This window comes from Enterobacter sp. ku-bf2, assembly GCF_001742765.1.
Taxonomy (GTDB): domain Bacteria; phylum Pseudomonadota; class Gammaproteobacteria; order Enterobacterales; family Enterobacteriaceae; genus Enterobacter; species Enterobacter quasiroggenkampii.
Genome location: NZ_MDVW01000018.1, coordinates 124,630 through 140,920 on the forward strand (window position 1 = coordinate 124,630; position 16,291 = coordinate 140,920).

The 16,291-nt window shown below is 58.7% G+C and carries 14 protein-coding genes and 1 pseudogene; 5 read left to right on the forward strand and 10 right to left on the reverse strand.

Going from position 1 to position 16,291, the window contains the following annotated elements:
* Window positions 1-31 precede the first annotated feature (31 nt).
* Complete coding sequence (treR, locus tag BFG58_RS15615; RefSeq protein WP_032651468.1) at window positions 32-979, reverse strand: trehalose operon repressor TreR; 948 nt, start codon at window positions 977-979, stop codon at window positions 32-34.
* Between the two features lie 391 nt (window positions 980-1,370).
* Here treR and mgtA point away from each other — a divergent pair, with 391 nt between their 5' ends.
* On the forward strand, window positions 1,371-4,079 hold the full coding sequence (gene mgtA / locus BFG58_RS15620; protein ID WP_045335516.1) for a magnesium-translocating P-type ATPase: 2,709 nt from the start codon (window positions 1,371-1,373) through the stop codon (window positions 4,077-4,079).
* A 199-nt stretch (window positions 4,080-4,278) separates the two neighbouring features.
* Complete coding sequence (locus BFG58_RS15625) at window positions 4,279-6,663, forward strand: beta-N-acetylhexosaminidase (RefSeq protein ID WP_069720083.1); 2,385 nt, start codon at window positions 4,279-4,281, stop codon at window positions 6,661-6,663.
* 51 nt (window positions 6,664-6,714) lie between these two features.
* Here BFG58_RS15625 and ridA read toward each other — a convergent pair whose 3' ends face one another.
* The 4 genes from ridA to BFG58_RS23440 form a co-directional block, all read right to left on the reverse strand.
* Entirely contained in the window at window positions 6,715-7,101 is a 387-nt protein-coding gene (gene ridA / locus BFG58_RS15630) for a 2-iminobutanoate/2-iminopropanoate deaminase (RefSeq protein ID WP_008501391.1), read from the reverse strand.
* 73 nt (window positions 7,102-7,174) lie between these two features.
* Window positions 7,175-7,636 carry an aspartate carbamoyltransferase regulatory subunit gene (gene pyrI, locus BFG58_RS15635; RefSeq protein WP_045908062.1) on the reverse strand — a complete coding sequence of 154 codons (462 nt, stop codon included), beginning with the start codon at window positions 7,634-7,636 and terminating at the stop codon, window positions 7,175-7,177.
* A 12-nt stretch (window positions 7,637-7,648) separates the two neighbouring features.
* Window positions 7,649-8,581, reverse strand: a complete 933-nt coding sequence (pyrB, locus tag BFG58_RS15640) for an aspartate carbamoyltransferase (protein ID WP_069720084.1) — start codon at window positions 8,579-8,581, stop codon at window positions 7,649-7,651.
* A gap of 34 nt (window positions 8,582-8,615) precedes the next feature.
* Entirely contained in the window at window positions 8,616-8,720 is a 105-nt protein-coding gene (locus tag BFG58_RS23440; RefSeq protein WP_022646880.1) for a pyrBI operon leader peptide, read from the reverse strand.
* Between BFG58_RS23440 and BFG58_RS23910 the strand changes: the two are divergent.
* Window positions 8,700-8,824, forward strand: a pseudogene (locus tag BFG58_RS23910) (hypothetical protein). The gene BFG58_RS23440 and the pseudogene BFG58_RS23910 sit on opposite strands and share 21 nt — an antisense overlap.
* Here the strand turns inward: BFG58_RS23910 and BFG58_RS15645 are convergent.
* The 5 genes from BFG58_RS15645 to arcA all read right to left on the reverse strand — a co-directional run bounded on the left by BFG58_RS15645 (window position 8,821) and on the right by arcA (window position 14,004).
* A complete protein-coding gene (locus tag BFG58_RS15645) occupies window positions 8,821-9,300 on the reverse strand; it encodes an arginine repressor (RefSeq protein WP_039024059.1) in 480 nt (159 codons plus the stop codon). The pseudogene BFG58_RS23910 and the gene BFG58_RS15645 overlap by 4 nt on opposite strands.
* 80 nt (window positions 9,301-9,380) lie before the next feature.
* Complete coding sequence (locus BFG58_RS15650) at window positions 9,381-10,784, reverse strand: YfcC family protein (protein ID WP_045908063.1); 1,404 nt, start codon at window positions 10,782-10,784, stop codon at window positions 9,381-9,383.
* A gap of 46 nt (window positions 10,785-10,830) precedes the next feature.
* Window positions 10,831-11,835: an ornithine carbamoyltransferase gene (gene argF, locus BFG58_RS15655; protein WP_008501386.1), complete on the reverse strand. Its 1,005-nt coding sequence runs from the start codon at window positions 11,833-11,835 to the stop codon at window positions 10,831-10,833.
* Between the two features lie 26 nt (window positions 11,836-11,861).
* Window positions 11,862-12,773: a carbamate kinase gene (gene arcC, locus BFG58_RS15660; protein WP_069720085.1), complete on the reverse strand. Its 912-nt coding sequence runs from the start codon at window positions 12,771-12,773 to the stop codon at window positions 11,862-11,864.
* A gap of 10 nt (window positions 12,774-12,783) precedes the next feature.
* Window positions 12,784-14,004, reverse strand: coding sequence for an arginine deiminase (gene arcA / locus BFG58_RS15665; protein ID WP_008501384.1), 1,221 nt, complete (start codon window positions 14,002-14,004; stop codon window positions 12,784-12,786).
* Between the two features lie 675 nt (window positions 14,005-14,679).
* Here arcA and BFG58_RS15670 point away from each other — a divergent pair.
* Together BFG58_RS15670 and yagE are read left to right on the forward strand one after the other, a co-directional pair.
* The gene (locus BFG58_RS15670; RefSeq protein ID WP_069720185.1) at window positions 14,680-15,132 is read left to right on the forward strand and encodes a YhcH/YjgK/YiaL family protein; all 453 of its coding nucleotides are present in this window, start codon (window positions 14,680-14,682) and stop codon (window positions 15,130-15,132) included.
* Between the two features lie 245 nt (window positions 15,133-15,377).
* Window positions 15,378-16,286: a 2-keto-3-deoxygluconate aldolase gene (gene yagE / locus BFG58_RS15675; protein WP_069720086.1), complete on the forward strand. Its 909-nt coding sequence runs from the start codon at window positions 15,378-15,380 to the stop codon at window positions 16,284-16,286.
* The last annotated feature ends 5 nt before the right edge of the window (window positions 16,287-16,291 follow it).

Sequence of the window (16,291 nt, forward strand, 5' to 3'; positions counted from 1 at the left end):
GCGAAGATCACAATAAACCGTTGAGCGGGGGTTAAGAAAGGTGGGCAGGGATAACGATCTGACGCGGCTCAGCGCGCCCGTTGATCTGCTCGATCAGCTGCGCGGCGGCCTGTCTGCCGGACTCGGCATAACCCGGGTCGACGGTAATAATTTCCGGGTGCAAAAACTTCATCAATGGCGTGCTGCCGACGCTCGCCACCTGCAGGTTATCGATACGCTGCTCCTGAAGATATTTACTCGCGCCCAGCGCCAGCGTATCCGTGGCGCACACCAGCGCGGTAGTTTGCGGCGTCAGGACGCTGGCGACCTGCTCGTAGCCCTGCTTCATCCCCAGCCCCGGCAGGGAGGCCACGGCGGAGAGGTTGTGCTTTTTGCAAAAGGCCAGATAGGCCTCATGGCGGCGCTTGCCGGTGGTGACGTCCGCGTGCGGTACGCCGAGGAAGCTGATGTGGCGATGGCCTTCGTCAAACAGGCGCTGCATCAGGGTGATAATCGCGCCCTCGTCGTCATAGCAGACGGAGGCAAAACCGTGGGCATCGCGGGCCAGCAGCACCAGCGACGGCTGCCAGGGTTTTAGCATCTCGTCTTTGATGCCGGTAAAGCCGAACAGCACCACGCCGTCAATGTTGCGCCGCTGGAGCATACCCAGATGCTCTTCCACCAGCTGTGGCGAGAACTGGCTCTCCATCATGATCGGGTCATATCCCTGCTCATAGAAGGCGGGCAGCATGGTCTGCACGGCGAGGTTTTCAGACAGAGAATCCAGACGCGAGACAATGATGGCGACCACTTTGTCACTCTGCCCGCGCATGGCGCGCGCGGAGCGGGAAGGGGAAAAACCGTGCTGATTCATGACCGCCTCAACGCGCTCGCGGGTGCGTTCGCTGACGCCGCTTTCGTTGTTCAGCACGCGTGAGACGGTTGATTTCCCCACGCCGCTTAAACGCGCGATGTCTTTAATCGTAAGGCGGTTCTGCATGCTGTATTCCCTGTAACAACGACAAAATGGTCAATTGAGCCTAATGCTATAGCGCGATTTCGCTATGGGCAAAGTCTGGTTTACGTTCGGTTTATTTGCAGGGGGGTATAATACCGCCCGAATCGTCACAAAGGGTACGCTTAAATCCTTATACTGCGCGGCGACACCCTACTTTTTACTTACCGGAGGCTTCATGGATCCCGATCCCACACCTCTCCTGAACGGGAGAATGCGTTCTTTCCGGTAAGCCAGCCTGTTGCTGACTCACCGGTGATGTGAGGCAGCAACGTCCCAAACGTTCCTGCTTGAAAAATTGAGTGCCTCTCAGGTACGGCTTTGCCACGCCTGAAGGAAAAGCTGCGTCCGCGTTTGCGGATGCGGAGGAATGACTATGTTTAAAAATATCACCCGGCAGCTGCAGGCCCTGCTGAGCCGCCACCTGCCACACCGTCTTGTTCAGCGCGACCCGCTGCCCAATGCCAAAAACATGGCGGGGGCGGCGATCCCCGCGTCCCTGACCGAACGCTGCCTGAACGTGGCGGCGATGGATGAAAACGAAGTCTGGCGCGCCTTTGGCGGGCACCCGGAAGGGCTGAACGCGGCAGAAGTGGAAAAAATCCGTGCCGTGCATGGCGATAACCTCATTCCGGCGCAAAAGCCGTCTCCGTGGTGGGTGCATCTGTGGCTCTGCTACCGCAACCCGTTTAACCTGCTGCTGACCGTGCTCGGCCTCATCTCCTATGCGACGGAAGATCTGTTTGCCGCAGGGGTGATTGCCCTGATGGTGGGCATCTCCACGCTGCTGAACTTTATTCAGGAGGCCCGCTCCACCAAAGCGGCGGACGCCCTGAAGGCGATGGTCAGCAACACCGCGACCGTCTCGCGCGTGATCAACGATCTCGGCGAAAACGCCTGGGTGGAATTGCCTATCGACCAGCTGGTGCCGGGGGATCTGGTGAAGCTGGCTGCGGGGGACATGATCCCGGCGGATTTACGCATCATCCAGGCACGCGATCTCTTCGTCGCGCAGGCCTCCCTGACCGGGGAATCCCTGCCCGTGGAAAAGGTGGCGCGCAGCCGCGACCCGCAGCAGATGAACCCGCTCGAGTGCGACACCCTGTGCTTTATGGGCACCACGGTCGTCAGCGGCACCGCGCAGGCGATAGTCACCGCCACCGGGGGCAACACCTGGTTTGGTCAGCTTGCCGGGCGCGTCAGCGAGCAGGAGAGCGAGCCGAATGCCTTCCAGAAAGGAATTGGCCGCGTCAGCATGCTGCTGATCCGCTTTATGATGGTGATGACGCCGATCGTGCTGCTGATCAACGGCTACACCAAAGGCGACTGGTGGGAAGCGGCGCTGTTTGCGCTCTCCGTGGCCGTCGGCTTAACGCCGGAAATGCTGCCGATGATTGTCACCTCTACGCTGGCGCGCGGGGCGGTGAAACTCTCTAAACAGAAGGTGATCGTCAAACACCTCGACGCCATTCAAAACTTTGGCGCGATGGACATTCTCTGCACCGATAAAACCGGCACCCTGACGCAGGACAAAATCGTGCTGGAGAACCACACCGATATCTCCGGCAAAACCAGCGAGCGCGTGCTGCACAGCGCGTGGCTGAACAGCCATTACCAGACCGGGCTGAAAAACCTGCTCGACGTCGCGGTGCTGGAAGGGGTAGATGAAGAGTCAGCCCGCACGCTCTCCGGCCGCTGGCAGAAGGTGGATGAGATCCCGTTCGACTTCGAGCGCCGCCGCATGTCGGTGGTGGTGAGCGAGCAGACGGATGTGCATCAGCTGATCTGCAAAGGCGCGCTGCAGGAGATCCTGAACGTGTCGACGCAGGTACGCTATAACGGCGACATCGTGCCGCTGGACGACACCATGCTGCGCCGCATCAAGCGCGTCACCGACAACCTGAACCGTCAGGGGCTGCGCGTGGTGGCGGTGGCGAGCAAGTTCCTGCCGGCGCGCGAGGGGGACTATCAGCGTATCGACGAATCCGATCTGATCCTCGAGGGTTACATCGCCTTCCTCGATCCACCGAAAGAGACCACCGCACCGGCGCTCAAAGCGCTGAAGGCGAGCGGTATTACCGTGAAAATCCTCACCGGCGACAGCGAACTGGTGGCGGCGAAAGTGTGCCACGAGGTGGGGCTGGACGCGGGTGATGTGGTGGTCGGGAGCGATATTGAACATCTCTCTGATGACGAGCTGGCAAAGCTTGCCCAGCGCACCACGCTGTTTGCCCGCCTGACGCCGATGCACAAAGAGCGCATCGTCACCCTGCTTAAGCGCGAAGGGCACGTGGTGGGCTTTATGGGCGACGGCATCAACGATGCGCCCGCTCTGCGTGCGGCGGATATCGGTATCTCCGTAGACGGAGCGGTCGATATTGCCCGTGAAGCGGCGGATATCATTCTGCTGGAAAAGAGCCTGATGGTGCTGGAGGAGGGCGTCATCGAAGGGCGCCGTACCTTTGCCAATATGCTCAAGTACATCAAGATGACCGCCAGCTCCAACTTCGGTAACGTTTTTAGCGTGCTGGTGGCGAGCGCGTTTCTGCCGTTCCTGCCGATGCTGCCGCTGCACCTGCTGATCCAGAACCTGATGTACGACGTGTCTCAGGTGGCTATCCCGTTTGATAACGTGGACGACGAGCAGATCCAGAAGCCGCAGCACTGGAACCCGGCAGATCTTGGGCGCTTTATGCTGTTCTTTGGCCCGATCAGCTCCATCTTCGACATTCTGACCTTCTGCCTGATGTGGTTTGTGTTCCACGCCAACACCCCGGAACACCAGACGCTGTTCCAGTCCGGCTGGTTCGTGGTCGGTTTGCTGTCGCAGACGCTGATTGTGCATATGATCCGCACGCGCCGCATTCCATTCATCCAGAGCCGTGCCGCATGGCCGCTGATTGTGATGACGGGGATTGTGATGGCGCTCGGCATCGCGCTGCCGTTCTCACCGCTGGCGAGCTACCTGCAGCTGCAGGCGTTGCCGCTGAGCTACTTCCCGTGGCTGGTGGCGATCCTCGCGGGTTACATGGTGCTGACGCAGATGGTGAAAGGGTTCTATGCGCGTCGGTATGGCTGGCAGTAACGGCAAGCCCGGTGGCGCTGCGCTTACCGGGCCTACGATCAGAACGTAGGCCGGGTAAGGCGAAGCCGCCACCCGGCACTAGCTTTCCTCCCAAATTCAACAACCTGTGATCTCCGTCGGCGCATTCGCTTGACGACAAATTGAGCGCATGTTAACAGAATGTTTTGCCTTTATTTGGCCCGTCAGATAAGGAACATTCATGTTACGGTACAGTCTCTTAACCGCCGGGCTGATGCTCGGCGCCTCTGCCTTTGCCGCCCCGGCAGGGGATCTCCCTTTAATGCCCTGGCCTGCGAAGGTCGAACGCCCGACGACCCAGGGCGCGCTGGTGCTCAGCAACAACGTATCCATTAGCGTCAGCGGGGACGATCTCGGTGACGCCGCCAACCGCCTGCGCCAGCGCATCGCCCTGCAAACCGGCTGGACGCTGCAGCCGCAGGCTGAAAAGCCAGACAAACCGACTATCCGCATCGCGATTGCCAAAAAGGTGAAGCCGCAGCCTCTGCCGGACAGCGACGAAAGCTATAAGCTCACGGTGGATGCCAACGGCGTGACTATCTCCGCCAACACCCGTTTCGGTGCCTTGCGCGCCATGGAAACCCTGCTCCAGCTGATGCAGAACGGGGCGGAAAATACCTCTCTGCCGTGGGTGACCATTGAAGATTCGCCGCGTTTCCCGTGGCGCGGGCTGCTGCTCGATTCGGCACGTCACTTTATCCCGCTGCCGGATATCAAACGCCAGATCGACGGCATGGCTGCGGCGAAGCTCAACGTGCTGCACTGGCATTTGACCGACGACCAGGGCTGGCGCTTCAGCTCGAAGCGCTACCCTAAGCTGACGCAGCTTGCCAGCGACGGGCTGTTCTACACGCCTGAACAGATGCGTGAGGTGGTGCGTTACGCCGCCGAGCGCGGCATTCGCGTGGTGCCGGAGATCGACATGCCGGGCCACGCCTCGGCGATTGCCGTGGCCTACCCGGAGCTGATGAGCGCGCCGGGTCCGTACGCCATGGAACGCCACTGGGGCGTGCTGAAGCCGGTTCTCGATCCCACCAAAGAGGCGACTTACATCTTTGCTGACGCGATGGTCAGCGAACTGGCGGCGATCTTCCCCGATCCGTATCTGCACATCGGCGGCGACGAAGTGGACGACAGCCAGTGGAAAGCGAACCCGGCCATCCAGCAGTTTATGCGCGACAACAGGCTGGCGGACAGCCACGCGCTGCAGGCTTACTTCAACCGCAAGCTGGAAACGATCCTTGAAAAGCATCACCGCAAGATGGTCGGCTGGGACGAGATCTACCATCCTGACTTACCGAAAAGCATTCTGATCCAGTCCTGGCAGGGGCAGGACGCGCTGGGGCAGGTGGCGCAGAATGGCTACAAGGGCATTCTGTCGACCGGCTTTTATCTCGACCAGCCCCAGTCCACCGCCTATCACTACCGCAACGAGATCGTCCCGCAGGGCTTAAACGGCGTGGACGTGATAGCGGATACCGACAGCGCCCAGAGCTGGGCCTTCTCCATGCCGCGCCTGAAGGGCAAGCCGGTGGAGGGGAGCTTCACCCTGGTGAAAGGGGATGCCGGCTGGCGCGGGTTTATTGATTTTGCCGGGAAATCGCGCCGTGCGGTGCAGAACATCGAGTGGCGCGATGACAGCCAGGTCACGTTTACCGTCGATATGTGGATGGGCGAAACGCGCCCGGTCGTCACCGTCGATAACGACAAACTCTCCGGTTATTTCCTTGTCGGGAATACGCGCTACCCGATTAGCGGCACGCGTCTGGACGACGTGCCGAAAGGCGTTCCGCCCGTCGTGCCAGACGTGGCGAACCAGGCCAACCTGCTCGGTGGCGAAGCGGCGCTGTGGGCGGAAAACGTGGTGGCGCCAGTGCTGGATATCCGCCTGTGGCCGCGTACGTTTGCGGTGGCGGAGCGGCTGTGGTCCGCGCAGGATGTCAACGATGTCGACAACATGTACACCCGCCTGCAGGCGATGGACAGCTGGTCGACGGTGTCGGTCGGGCTGCAGCAGCATACCCAGCAGCAGATGCAGTTCACGCGACTCGCCGGTAATGCCGACACCCTGCCGCTGCAGATCCTCGCTCAGGCCATTGAACCGGCGCAGTATTACACCCGTCAGCACCTGAAGTTCCAGTCCGGAAACTATCATCAGTTCGAGCCGCTCAACCGCTTCGCCGATGCGCTAAACGCCGAAAGCGCCACCGTGCGCCAGATGCACAAATGGGCGGACCGTCTGGTGAGCGATGCGGAAGACACGGAAAGCGCCGACGCCCTGCGCCACGTCTTTAACCGCTGGCAGAGCAACACCAGCGACGCGCTGGCCTTAAGCGAAAACAGCTATCAGCTGAAGGCAATGAAGCCGGTGATCCAGGAGGTGGATAAGCTGGCCTCCATTGGCCTGCGGCTGACGGATCTGGTGGCGCGTCAGGGCACGCTGGATGACAAAGAGATCGCCTCGATTCAGAGCGAGCTGGATAACGCGGCGAAGGTGCAGGACGAAGTGGTGATTGCGGCGGTCTATCCGCTGGAGACGCTGCTGCGCGCCACGCGGAATCAGTAGCAAGCAACAAAAAAGGCAGCCTGGGCTGCCTTTTTTTATCGACAAAGCGAATTAACGACGAACGGCAATCGCTTCGATTTCAATTTTCACGTCTTTTGGCAGACGCGCCACTTCCACGCAGGAGCGCGCCGGGAAGGTGGCGTTATGCTCGGTGAAGAACGCTTCGTAGGTGGCATTAACGGTCGCGAAATCGTTCAGATCCTTCACGAACACGGTGGTTTTCACGATATCACCCACTTTCAGGCCGGCAGATTCAACGATAGCCTGCACGTTTTCCAGCGACTGACGCGCCTGCGCCGCGACATCTTCCGGCACCGCGCCGGTTTTTGGGTTTACGGGGATCTGACCTGAAGTGATGATCATGCTGCCCAGATCAACGCCCTGAACGTAAGGGCCGATAGCGGCTGGTGCATTTTCCGTCGCGAGTACTTTGCTCATGTTTTCTCCAGAATTACAGCGTTAAGAATGTTCCCGGCCATTATAACAGCCGGGATTTCATTACCAACCTCAATTAGTTGGCCAGCACCACATAATGAGAAAACTCTTTTTCGCAGTATTTGCATTTGAGCGCGATGTCATCGGCGCGTTTTTTCACTGCAAAGCTGGAGGAAACCGGCTCAGCATGACTGATGCAGTTGCTGTTCGGGCAAACCAGCACGTTTTCGATGCGATCCGGCAGGCTCGGGCGGGATTTGCCGACCACTTCATACTCGTCGATGCGGTTGACGGTAGCGTCCGGCGCGTACAGCGACAGCTGGTTAACCTGCTCGTCGGTCAGGAAGGTGTTCTCGATTTTAATCAGGTCCTTGCGGCCCATCTCGCCCGACGGCAGGTTCAGGCCGATGGTGATGCGCTGGTCGGTTTCGGTCAGTTTGAACAGCGTCAGCAGCTTAAAGCCCACCTGCGCAGGGATGTGGTCAATCACGGTGCCACGCTTGATGGCTTCAACCTGGAGTTTGTTATCGTGTGTCATGGTCGTCTCCCCTTACAGAGCTAATTCGCGATTCAGAACCAGTGCCAGTAACGCCTGGCGGGCGAAAATGCCGTTTCCGGCCTGCTGGAAGTACCAGGCGTGCGGCGTTTTATCGACGTCTGTGGTGATCTCATCGATGCGCGGCAGCGGATGCAGGACCTTCATGTTGTTGCGTGCGCCTTCCAGGTCGCTGGCGCGCAGCACGAACTGCGCCTTCACGTTGGCGTATTCGGACGGGTCCAGACGCTCTTTCTGCACGCGGGTCATGTACAGAATATCCACGTGGCTCATCACCTCTTCGATGCTGGCATGCAGGCTCCACGCAATGCCTTTCTCGTCCAGCATGTCGAGGATGTACTGCGGCATCGCCAGCGCGTCCGGTGCGATGAAGTAGAAGCGGTTGCCGTTAAATTTCGCCAGCGCCTGGGTCAGGGAGTGAACGGTGCGGCCGTATTTCAGGTCGCCAACCATGGCGATGTTCAGGTTCTCAAGCGTGCCCTGGGTCTCCTGAATGGTAAACAGATCCAGCAGGGTCTGCGTCGGGTGCTGGTTGGCACCGTCACCGGCGTTCAGTACCGGAATGCCGCCGGAAAACTCGGTTGCCAGACGCGCCGCGCCCTCCTGCGGGTGCCGCATCACAATCGCGTCGACGTAGGTGCTGATGACTGAAATGGTATCCGCCAGGGTCTCGCCTTTTTTACCCAGCGACGTGTTGCTGCTGTCCGAGAAGCCCACCACGCTCGCGCCCAGGCGGTGCATGGAGGTCTCAAAGGAGAGGCGGGTGCGGGTTGAGGCTTCAAAGAAGCAGCTCGCAATCACCTTGTGCTTCAGCAGCTCCGGTTGCGGATTGGCCTTCAGTTTTGCCGCGGTTTCCAGAACCAGTTCCAGCTCTTCGCGGCTGAGGTCGTTTATGGAAATGATGTGTTTTTGATAAAGCGGATTCATGTTTATCTCCTGACGCCGGGCAAAAAAAAGCCCCTCAAATGAGGGGCTCTGGGAATAGGTTTAGCAACGGGAAGAAAAACGGCAGGCCAGCGTCTGATTTCAGACGCGGTAAGACGTTATGTCGTACACGCTTGACCATGCTTCCTCCCGGCAAATTGTCGGGCATTATACGCAGCTCGCTTTTCGGATCAAGCGATTTAATGCACGCTTTACTCAATGCAAACGGTTCTTTATGAATATTAATTCGTTCTGAGTAAATAATTAATTTGCTTATGCACCAGCGCGGTGCGCTTCACCACCCGGGGGGCGACCCAGACAATACTGCTGCCGGCCACCACGCCTAATATTTCCGGAAGCTGGTGATAATCCAGAATACGCGCCACCGCGCGGCCATATCCGGCGACGGTATGGACAAGGATAAACTCGCTATTATGCTCGACGCTCACCACCATTTCCGAAACGGTACGCGCGGCATCAGGGGCAGGGCGCAGTTGAGGATTCAACGAATAAATCTTTAGCCCTTTGGCATTTCGAATTTTTATGACTCCGAGCAACTTCAGCAATCGCGAAACGGTCGACTGGCTGATGCTGTCAAACCCTCTCTCCTGCAGGTCGCGGCGAATCTCTTCCTGCGAAAGATAACTCTTTTCGGCGATCAAACGCTGGCACACCGTGAGCTGCAGTTGTTCTTTGGGAGAGTACTCTTCGTAATCCATCATGTTTCCCATATCAGTTCCCGAAATAACCGGTGACACCGCACCGATCCGTAGGCCGGATAAGCGCAGCGCCATCCGGCAAATTACAACAACGCCCCCAGACTTAACGCCACCATAATCACCACCGTCAGGATCGCCAGCAGCGGCGCCACCCATTTCAGATAGCGCACGTAGGGCACCCGGGCGATAGCCAGCCCGCCCATGACCACCGCTGAGGTCGGCGTGACGAGGTTTACGATGCCGGAGGCCGACTGGTAAGCCGTGACCACCAGGTCGCGGTTGACGTTAGCGAAATCGGCAAGCGGTGCCATGATCGGCATCGTCAGAACGGCCAGGCCGGATGAAGAAGGCACAAGAAACGACAGCACGACCTCCAGCCAGTACATCACGTTGATAAACGCCACCGTGGACAACCCGCTGACCAGCCCTTCCGCGCTGTGCAAAATGGTGTGGGTAATCATGCCCTTATCCATGATGACTACGATACCGCGCGCGATGCCGATAATCAGCGCGACGCCCAGCAAATCTCGCGCGCCGTTGATAAACGTTGACGTCAGCTCCTCTTCGCTCATGCGGGCAATCAGGCCGACGAGAATCGCGCTGGCGAGAAATACTGCGGAGATCTCCGCCATCCACCAGCCCAGCACCGCAACGCCGTAAATCATCACCGCGAAGGCGAGGGCAAAAATCACCAGGATGATTTTGCGCACCGGGGTGAATTCCAGCGACTGTTCGCCCTTGTTGCCGAGGAAATGGGCGAGGTTCTCTTCCTGCTTGTCTGCAACGATCGACTGCGAGGGATCCTTGCGCACCTTGCGGGCGTAGCGCATCACCCACGCCACGCAGATGATCCAGCCGATGACCAGCAGCGCCACGCGCAGGGCGATGCCGTTGGTAAAGGGGATCCCGGCGGCGTTGGCGGCGATGACCGTGGCAAACGGGTTAATGGTGGAACCCAGCGTGCCGATCCCCGCGCCGAGCAGCACGGTGGAGGCGGCGACAACCGGATCGAACCGGGCGGCCAGCATCACCGGCACCAGCAGGGTGTAGAACGGCAGCGACTCTTCGGCCATGCCGTAAATGGTGCCGCCCGCGGCAAACAGCGCCATCAGGATCGGGATCATCCACTCCTCGCGTCCGCGCAGCCGGGTGGTAACACGCTCGATCCCGGCGTCAATCGCCCCTGTTTTGGTGACGATCCCGAGAAATCCCCCGATGATCAGGATAAACAGCGCCACGTCGATCGCCCCGGCCTGGCCGGAAACCGGATCGTACAGCCCGGCGATGGGTGCCATCAGGACGGAAACCAGCCCCTGCGGATGTGCCGCCACGTGCGCATACGTTCCGGCAATCGGGACTTCTTTACCGAGGGTGTCGTTCATCGCCATCTGGTACTGACCGGCGGGAACGACCCAGCTCAGCGCCGCCACAACGGCAATCAGAAAGAAGAGAATGGTGTAAGCGGAGGGAAACTTAAACTTGCCCATGATGTTCTCCTTAAACCCGGCGCACCCGCGGCGCGCCGGGCGGTGATTAGTCGCCGAGTGTCGCCACCATGACCGCTTTAATGGTGTGCATGCGGTTCTCTGCCTCGTCGAAGACGATGGAGTTCGGTGATTCGAAGACCTCTTCCGTCACCTCCAGCCCCTTCAGCCCGTACGCCATCTCGATCTCGCGGCCCACTTTGGTGTGCTCGTTGTGGAACGCCGGCAGGCAGTGCATGAACTTGACGTTCGGGTTGCCGGTGGCCTTCATCACCTGGGCGTTAATCTGATACGGCTTCATCAGGCTGACGCGCTCGGCCCAGGCTTCCTTCGGCTCGCCCATGGAGACCCACACGTCGGTGTAGAGGAAATCGGTCCCCTGCACGCCTTCTTCCACGTCGTCGGTGAGGGTGATGCGCGCGCCCGTCTCTTTCGCAATGGCGCGGCACTGCTCAACCAGCCCTGCTTCCGGCCAGAAGGATTTCGGCGCGACGAGGCGGATATCCATCCCCATCTTGGCCGCGCCCACCATCAGGGAGTTGCCCATGTTGTTGCGCGCGTCGCCGAGATAGGCAAAGCTCAGCTCCGGCAGGGTTTTGCCCGGCGAGTGCTCCAGCATGGTCATCAGGTCGGCGAGGATTTGCGTTGGGTGGAACTCGTCGGTCAGGCCGTTCCACACCGGCACGCCTGCGTACTCGCCCAGCTCTTCGACGATGGCCTGACCATAGCCGCGGTATTCGATGCCGTCGTACATGCGGCCCAGCACGCGGGCGGTGTCTTTCATCGACTCTTTATGGCCAATCTGCGATCCGCTTGGGCCGAGGTAGGTGACCTGCGCGCCCTGGTCGAACGCGCCCACTTCGAAGGCGCAGCGGGTGCGGGTGGAGGTTTTTTCAAAGATCAGGGCGATATTTTTCCCGACCAGGGTTTGTTTCTCGCGCCCGGCTTTTTTGGCGGCCTTGAGCTCAATGGCGAGGTCAATCAGGTACTGGATCTCCGCCGGGGTGTAGTCCAGCAGTTTCAGGAAGTTGCGGTTTTTCAGGTTGATGGTCATGGCTAAATCCTTTTTAAAATGAGTGTTCAGTTACGAATCAACGTGCCTTTCTCGCCCGCGAGGATCTCCGCGCCGTCGGCCAGCGCGCCGATCCCGGCAATGCCGTTGCAGGCTTCAACGAACTCGCGGCAGGCGGCCACTTTCGGCCCCATCGATCCGGCGTCGAACTGCATGCCCCTGAGCAGTTCCGGCGTCACCTGCGCCAGCGGACGCTGGGTCGGTTTGCCCCAGTCGAGGTACACCGCGTCGGCATCGGTGAGGATCAGCAGGGCATCGGCTTCGATCTGGCGCGCCAGCAGGGCGGCGGAGAGGTCTTTGTCGATTACCGCCTCAATGCCGCGATAGCCGTTGGCGTGTTCCACCACCGGTACGCCGCCGCCGCCGTTGCAGATCACCAGGTGGTCGCGCTGGATCAGCGCCGTGATGGCGTCGCTCTCGACGATGCGCTTCGGCTGCGGTGACGGCACCACGCGGCGGACGTAGCTGCCGTCGGCCTTAAACACCCAGCCTTTCTCCGCCGCCAGCGTTTTTGCCTGGGCTTCGCTGTAGACCGGGCCGATGTACTTGGTCGGGTTGCTGAAGGCCGGGTCGGCGGCATCCACTTCCACCTGGGTGAGCAGAACGCTCACCTCCCGCTGCGGCAGGCTGTTTTTCAGCGCCTGCTGGAGCATGTAGCCGATCATTCCCTGGCTTTCGGCGCCGAGAACGTCCAGCGGGTAGGGCGTGACTTTGTCGTAGGCGCTGTTCTGCAGCGCCAGCAGTCCGACCTGCGGCCCGTTGCCGTGTACCAGCACCACGCGCCAATGCGCCGTCAGCCCGGCGATGGTACGGGCGGCCTGCTCGATGTTCTGGCGCTGGATCTCCGCTTCAAGCGGCTCGCCGCGCTTGAGCAGCGCGTTGCCGCCCAGGGCCACAACCAGAGTGGGTTTTCGTTCCATGATGGCTCCTTTAAATTCCGTCGCGTTCCAGCGGGCAGCTCATGCAGCGCGCGCCGCCGCGGCCGCGTCCGAGTTCGTCGCCCGGGATGGGCAGCACGGTGATACCCGCTTTGTCGTACTTCTCGTTGGTCCAGACGTTGCGCTCGTAGCCGATCACCACGCCGGGGCGGATGGTCAGGACGTTATTGGCGTCGTTCCACTGCTCGCGTTCGGCCTCAAAGGCGTCGCCGCCGGTGGTGATCAGACGTACCTGGTTAATGCCGAGCGCTTTCTCGATGGCGTGCAGCAGGTCGGTTTCCTGGGTGCGCAGCAGGCCGCCGCGTCCGTCCGGGGTGAGCGTCCAGCACTGGGCGTCTTTGCGCACCACTTCCGGGTAGACGGAGAAGGTATCCACGTCTATGTGGGTCATGACGGTGTCGAGGTGCATGCAGGAGCGGTGTTTTGGCAGCTCAACGGCGATCACGCGCTCAGCCTGACGGTGTTTGAACAGGCTGTTGGCGAGAAACTCCACGCCCTGCGGCGTCGTGCGTTCGGACATGCCGATCAATACCGCGCCGCGGCCAATCACTAATACGTCACCGCCTTCTAAGGTGGCGTGGTCGTAATTAATATTCTCGTCGCCGAAATACTTAATAAAATCGCCGTCGGCGAACGCCGGGTGCCAGCGATATATTGCCCGCAGGTTATTGGTTTCACGCTGACGCGCCGGTTTGGCCATCGGGTTAATAGAGACGCCGTTATAGATCCAGCAGGAGGTATCGCGGGTAAATAAATGGTTTGGCAGCGGCTTCATAATAAAATCATTCGCCGTGTGGGTATCCACCACCATATTTTTAATGGCTGCCGGAATTTCACCGTAGGTTAATCCGCCGCTCAGCCTGCGCGCCAGTTCGCGGTGCGGCATATCCGCCAGCCAGCCGCGAACGTCGCCGGCAAAGGTAGGGCCGAGGCGATAATCAGAGATTTGCGTCTCCAGCAGCCAGGCTTTCGCCTCAGCAATATCAAGGGTTTGTGTCAGAAGGTCGGTCAACAGCAGGACTTCCACACCCTGCTCGCGCAGCGTGTTTGCGAAGATGTCATGCTCCTCACCCGCACGCTCAACCGAGAGCACGTCATCGAAAAGCAGCTCCTGACAGTTTGATGGCGTGAGACGCTTCAGACTTAAATTTGGGCGGTGCAGCATAACGCTACGCAATTGACCAATTTCAGAACCGACGTAATGCTTTTCCATAATTATTCCTTTAACTGTTTTTCAGAATAAAAAGGGCATGCGCCATGTGATGCATTTAATTTCATGGCGGCTAAGCTCAATTGATTTCGTAATTCATACTAGGCAGTTAAATAATCTGTATTGTGATGTTGCTCACGCGAAAATGGATATTAAGCGGTTTGTTTTCATTTGCATGATTCGCATCAGATAATGATTAATTGGTTATTCTGGCGAGGTGAATAGCTAAGCACTATCCGTTGTCATTATTTGCAGTTGTTAGTGTTTTGTAGAATTTCATGCTTTGAAATATTTTGTTAAGCCATTGATTTTAATTGTGTTTAAAGGCGGCGGGGAATGGCTATGCAATATTGCTAATTAACTATTTTTGGCTTAAGGAAAATCAATAAATATTTATTGAATTTAATAGCAAATTATCAAAGTGATAAAATGTGAAGCTGTAGCGAGTTTTGTTGTTAAGGCATGACGATCAGTAAGTTAGCGCAAGGCCGTGATAACGAAGAACTGAAGATATGCATAATGACTGCATAAATGCCTGCGAGGGCTTAACAGCAAATTAACACCATTCCCGATAAACATGCGTTCGCGCAAAACCCGTCTAAAAAGCGCTGGTATGGCAGCCAGGATTCTCGTATAAAAGATGAAAATGAAACGTTGTTTTATATCGAGGGTTTTCTGATGATTATCGGCAACATCCACCATCTGCACTCCTGGCTGCCTGACGAACTGCGACAGGCCATTGAGCATGTTAAAGCCCACGTCACCGACGCGACGCCGCTCGGCAAGCACGACATCAACGGCAACAGCCTGTTTTATCTGGTCTCTGAAGATACAACCCAGCCGTTCGCCGAGCGTCGCGCCGAGTACCACGCGCGCTATCTGGATATTCAGATCGTGATGAAGGGGCAGGAAGGGATGACCTTCAGCACCCTGCCGCCCGGCACGCCGGACACCGACTGGCTGGCGGACAAAGACATCGCCTTCCTGCCGGAAGGCGAGCAGGAGAAAACCGTGGTGCTGGGCGAAGGGGATTTTGTGGTGTTCTGGCCGGGTGAGGTGCACAAGCCGCTGTGCGCGGTGGGGGCGCCTGCTAAGGTCAGGAAAGTTGTGGTGAAGATGCTTGTAGAGTAACCCTTACCCCTCACCCTAACCCTCTCCCCACAGGGGAGAGGGGACTGCTCCGAGCCGTCTTTTCCCCTTCGCCCCACAGGGGAGAGGGCCGGGGTGAGGGGGGGCAATATGTGATCCAGCTTAAATTTCCCGCACTCCCTCTGCATCTCTCATTTACCTGCGCTTTTCCTGCGTCATAGTATGATCGTTAATTTAACGAACGCTGTTCTATAATGTAGAACGAAATGATTCAGCAAGGAGATCTCATGCCGCAGTCCGCGTTGTTCACGGGAATCATTCCCCCTGTCTCCACTATTTTTACCGCCGATGGCCAGCTCGATAAGCAGGGTACCGCCGCGCTGATCGACGATCTGATCGCGGCAGGCGTTGACGGCCTGTTCTTCCTGGGCAGCGGCGGCGAGTTTTCCCAGCTCAGCGCCGAAGAGCGTAAAACTATTGCCCAATTTGCCATCGATCATGTCGATCGTCGCGTACCGGTCCTGATCGGCACCGGCGGCACCAACGCCCGGGAAACCATTGCGCTCAGCCAGCACGCGCAGCAGGCGGGGGCGGACGGCATCGTGGTGATCAACCCTTACTACTGGAAAGTGTCGGAAGCGAACCTGATCCGCTATTTCGAGCAGGTGGCGGACAGCGTCACGCTGCCGGTGATGCTCTATAACTTCCCGGCGCTGACCGGGCAGGATCTGACCCCGGCGCTGGTGAAAACCCTGGCCGATTCGCGCAGCAACATCGTTGGCATCAAAGACACCATCGACTCCGTTGCCCACCTGCGCAGCATGATCCATACCGTCAAAGCCGCTCACCCGCACTTCACCGTGCTCTGCGGCTACGACGATCATCTGTTTAATACCCTGCTGCTCGGCGGCGACGGGGCAATTTCGGCGAGCGTCAACTTTGCTCCGCAGGTGTCGGTGAATCTTCTGAAAGCCTGGCGAGACAAAGACGTGGCGAAAGCGGCTGAGTATCATCAGACCCTGCAGCAAATCCCGCAGATGTATCAGCTGGATACGCCGTTTGTGAACGTTATTAAAGAGGCGATTGTGCTCTGCGGCCGCCCGATCTCCACGCACGTGCTGCCGCCCGCGTCACCCCTGGACGCGCCGCGCAAGGCGCAGCTGAAAACCCTGCTGCAACAGCTCAAGCTCTGCTGAGCCGG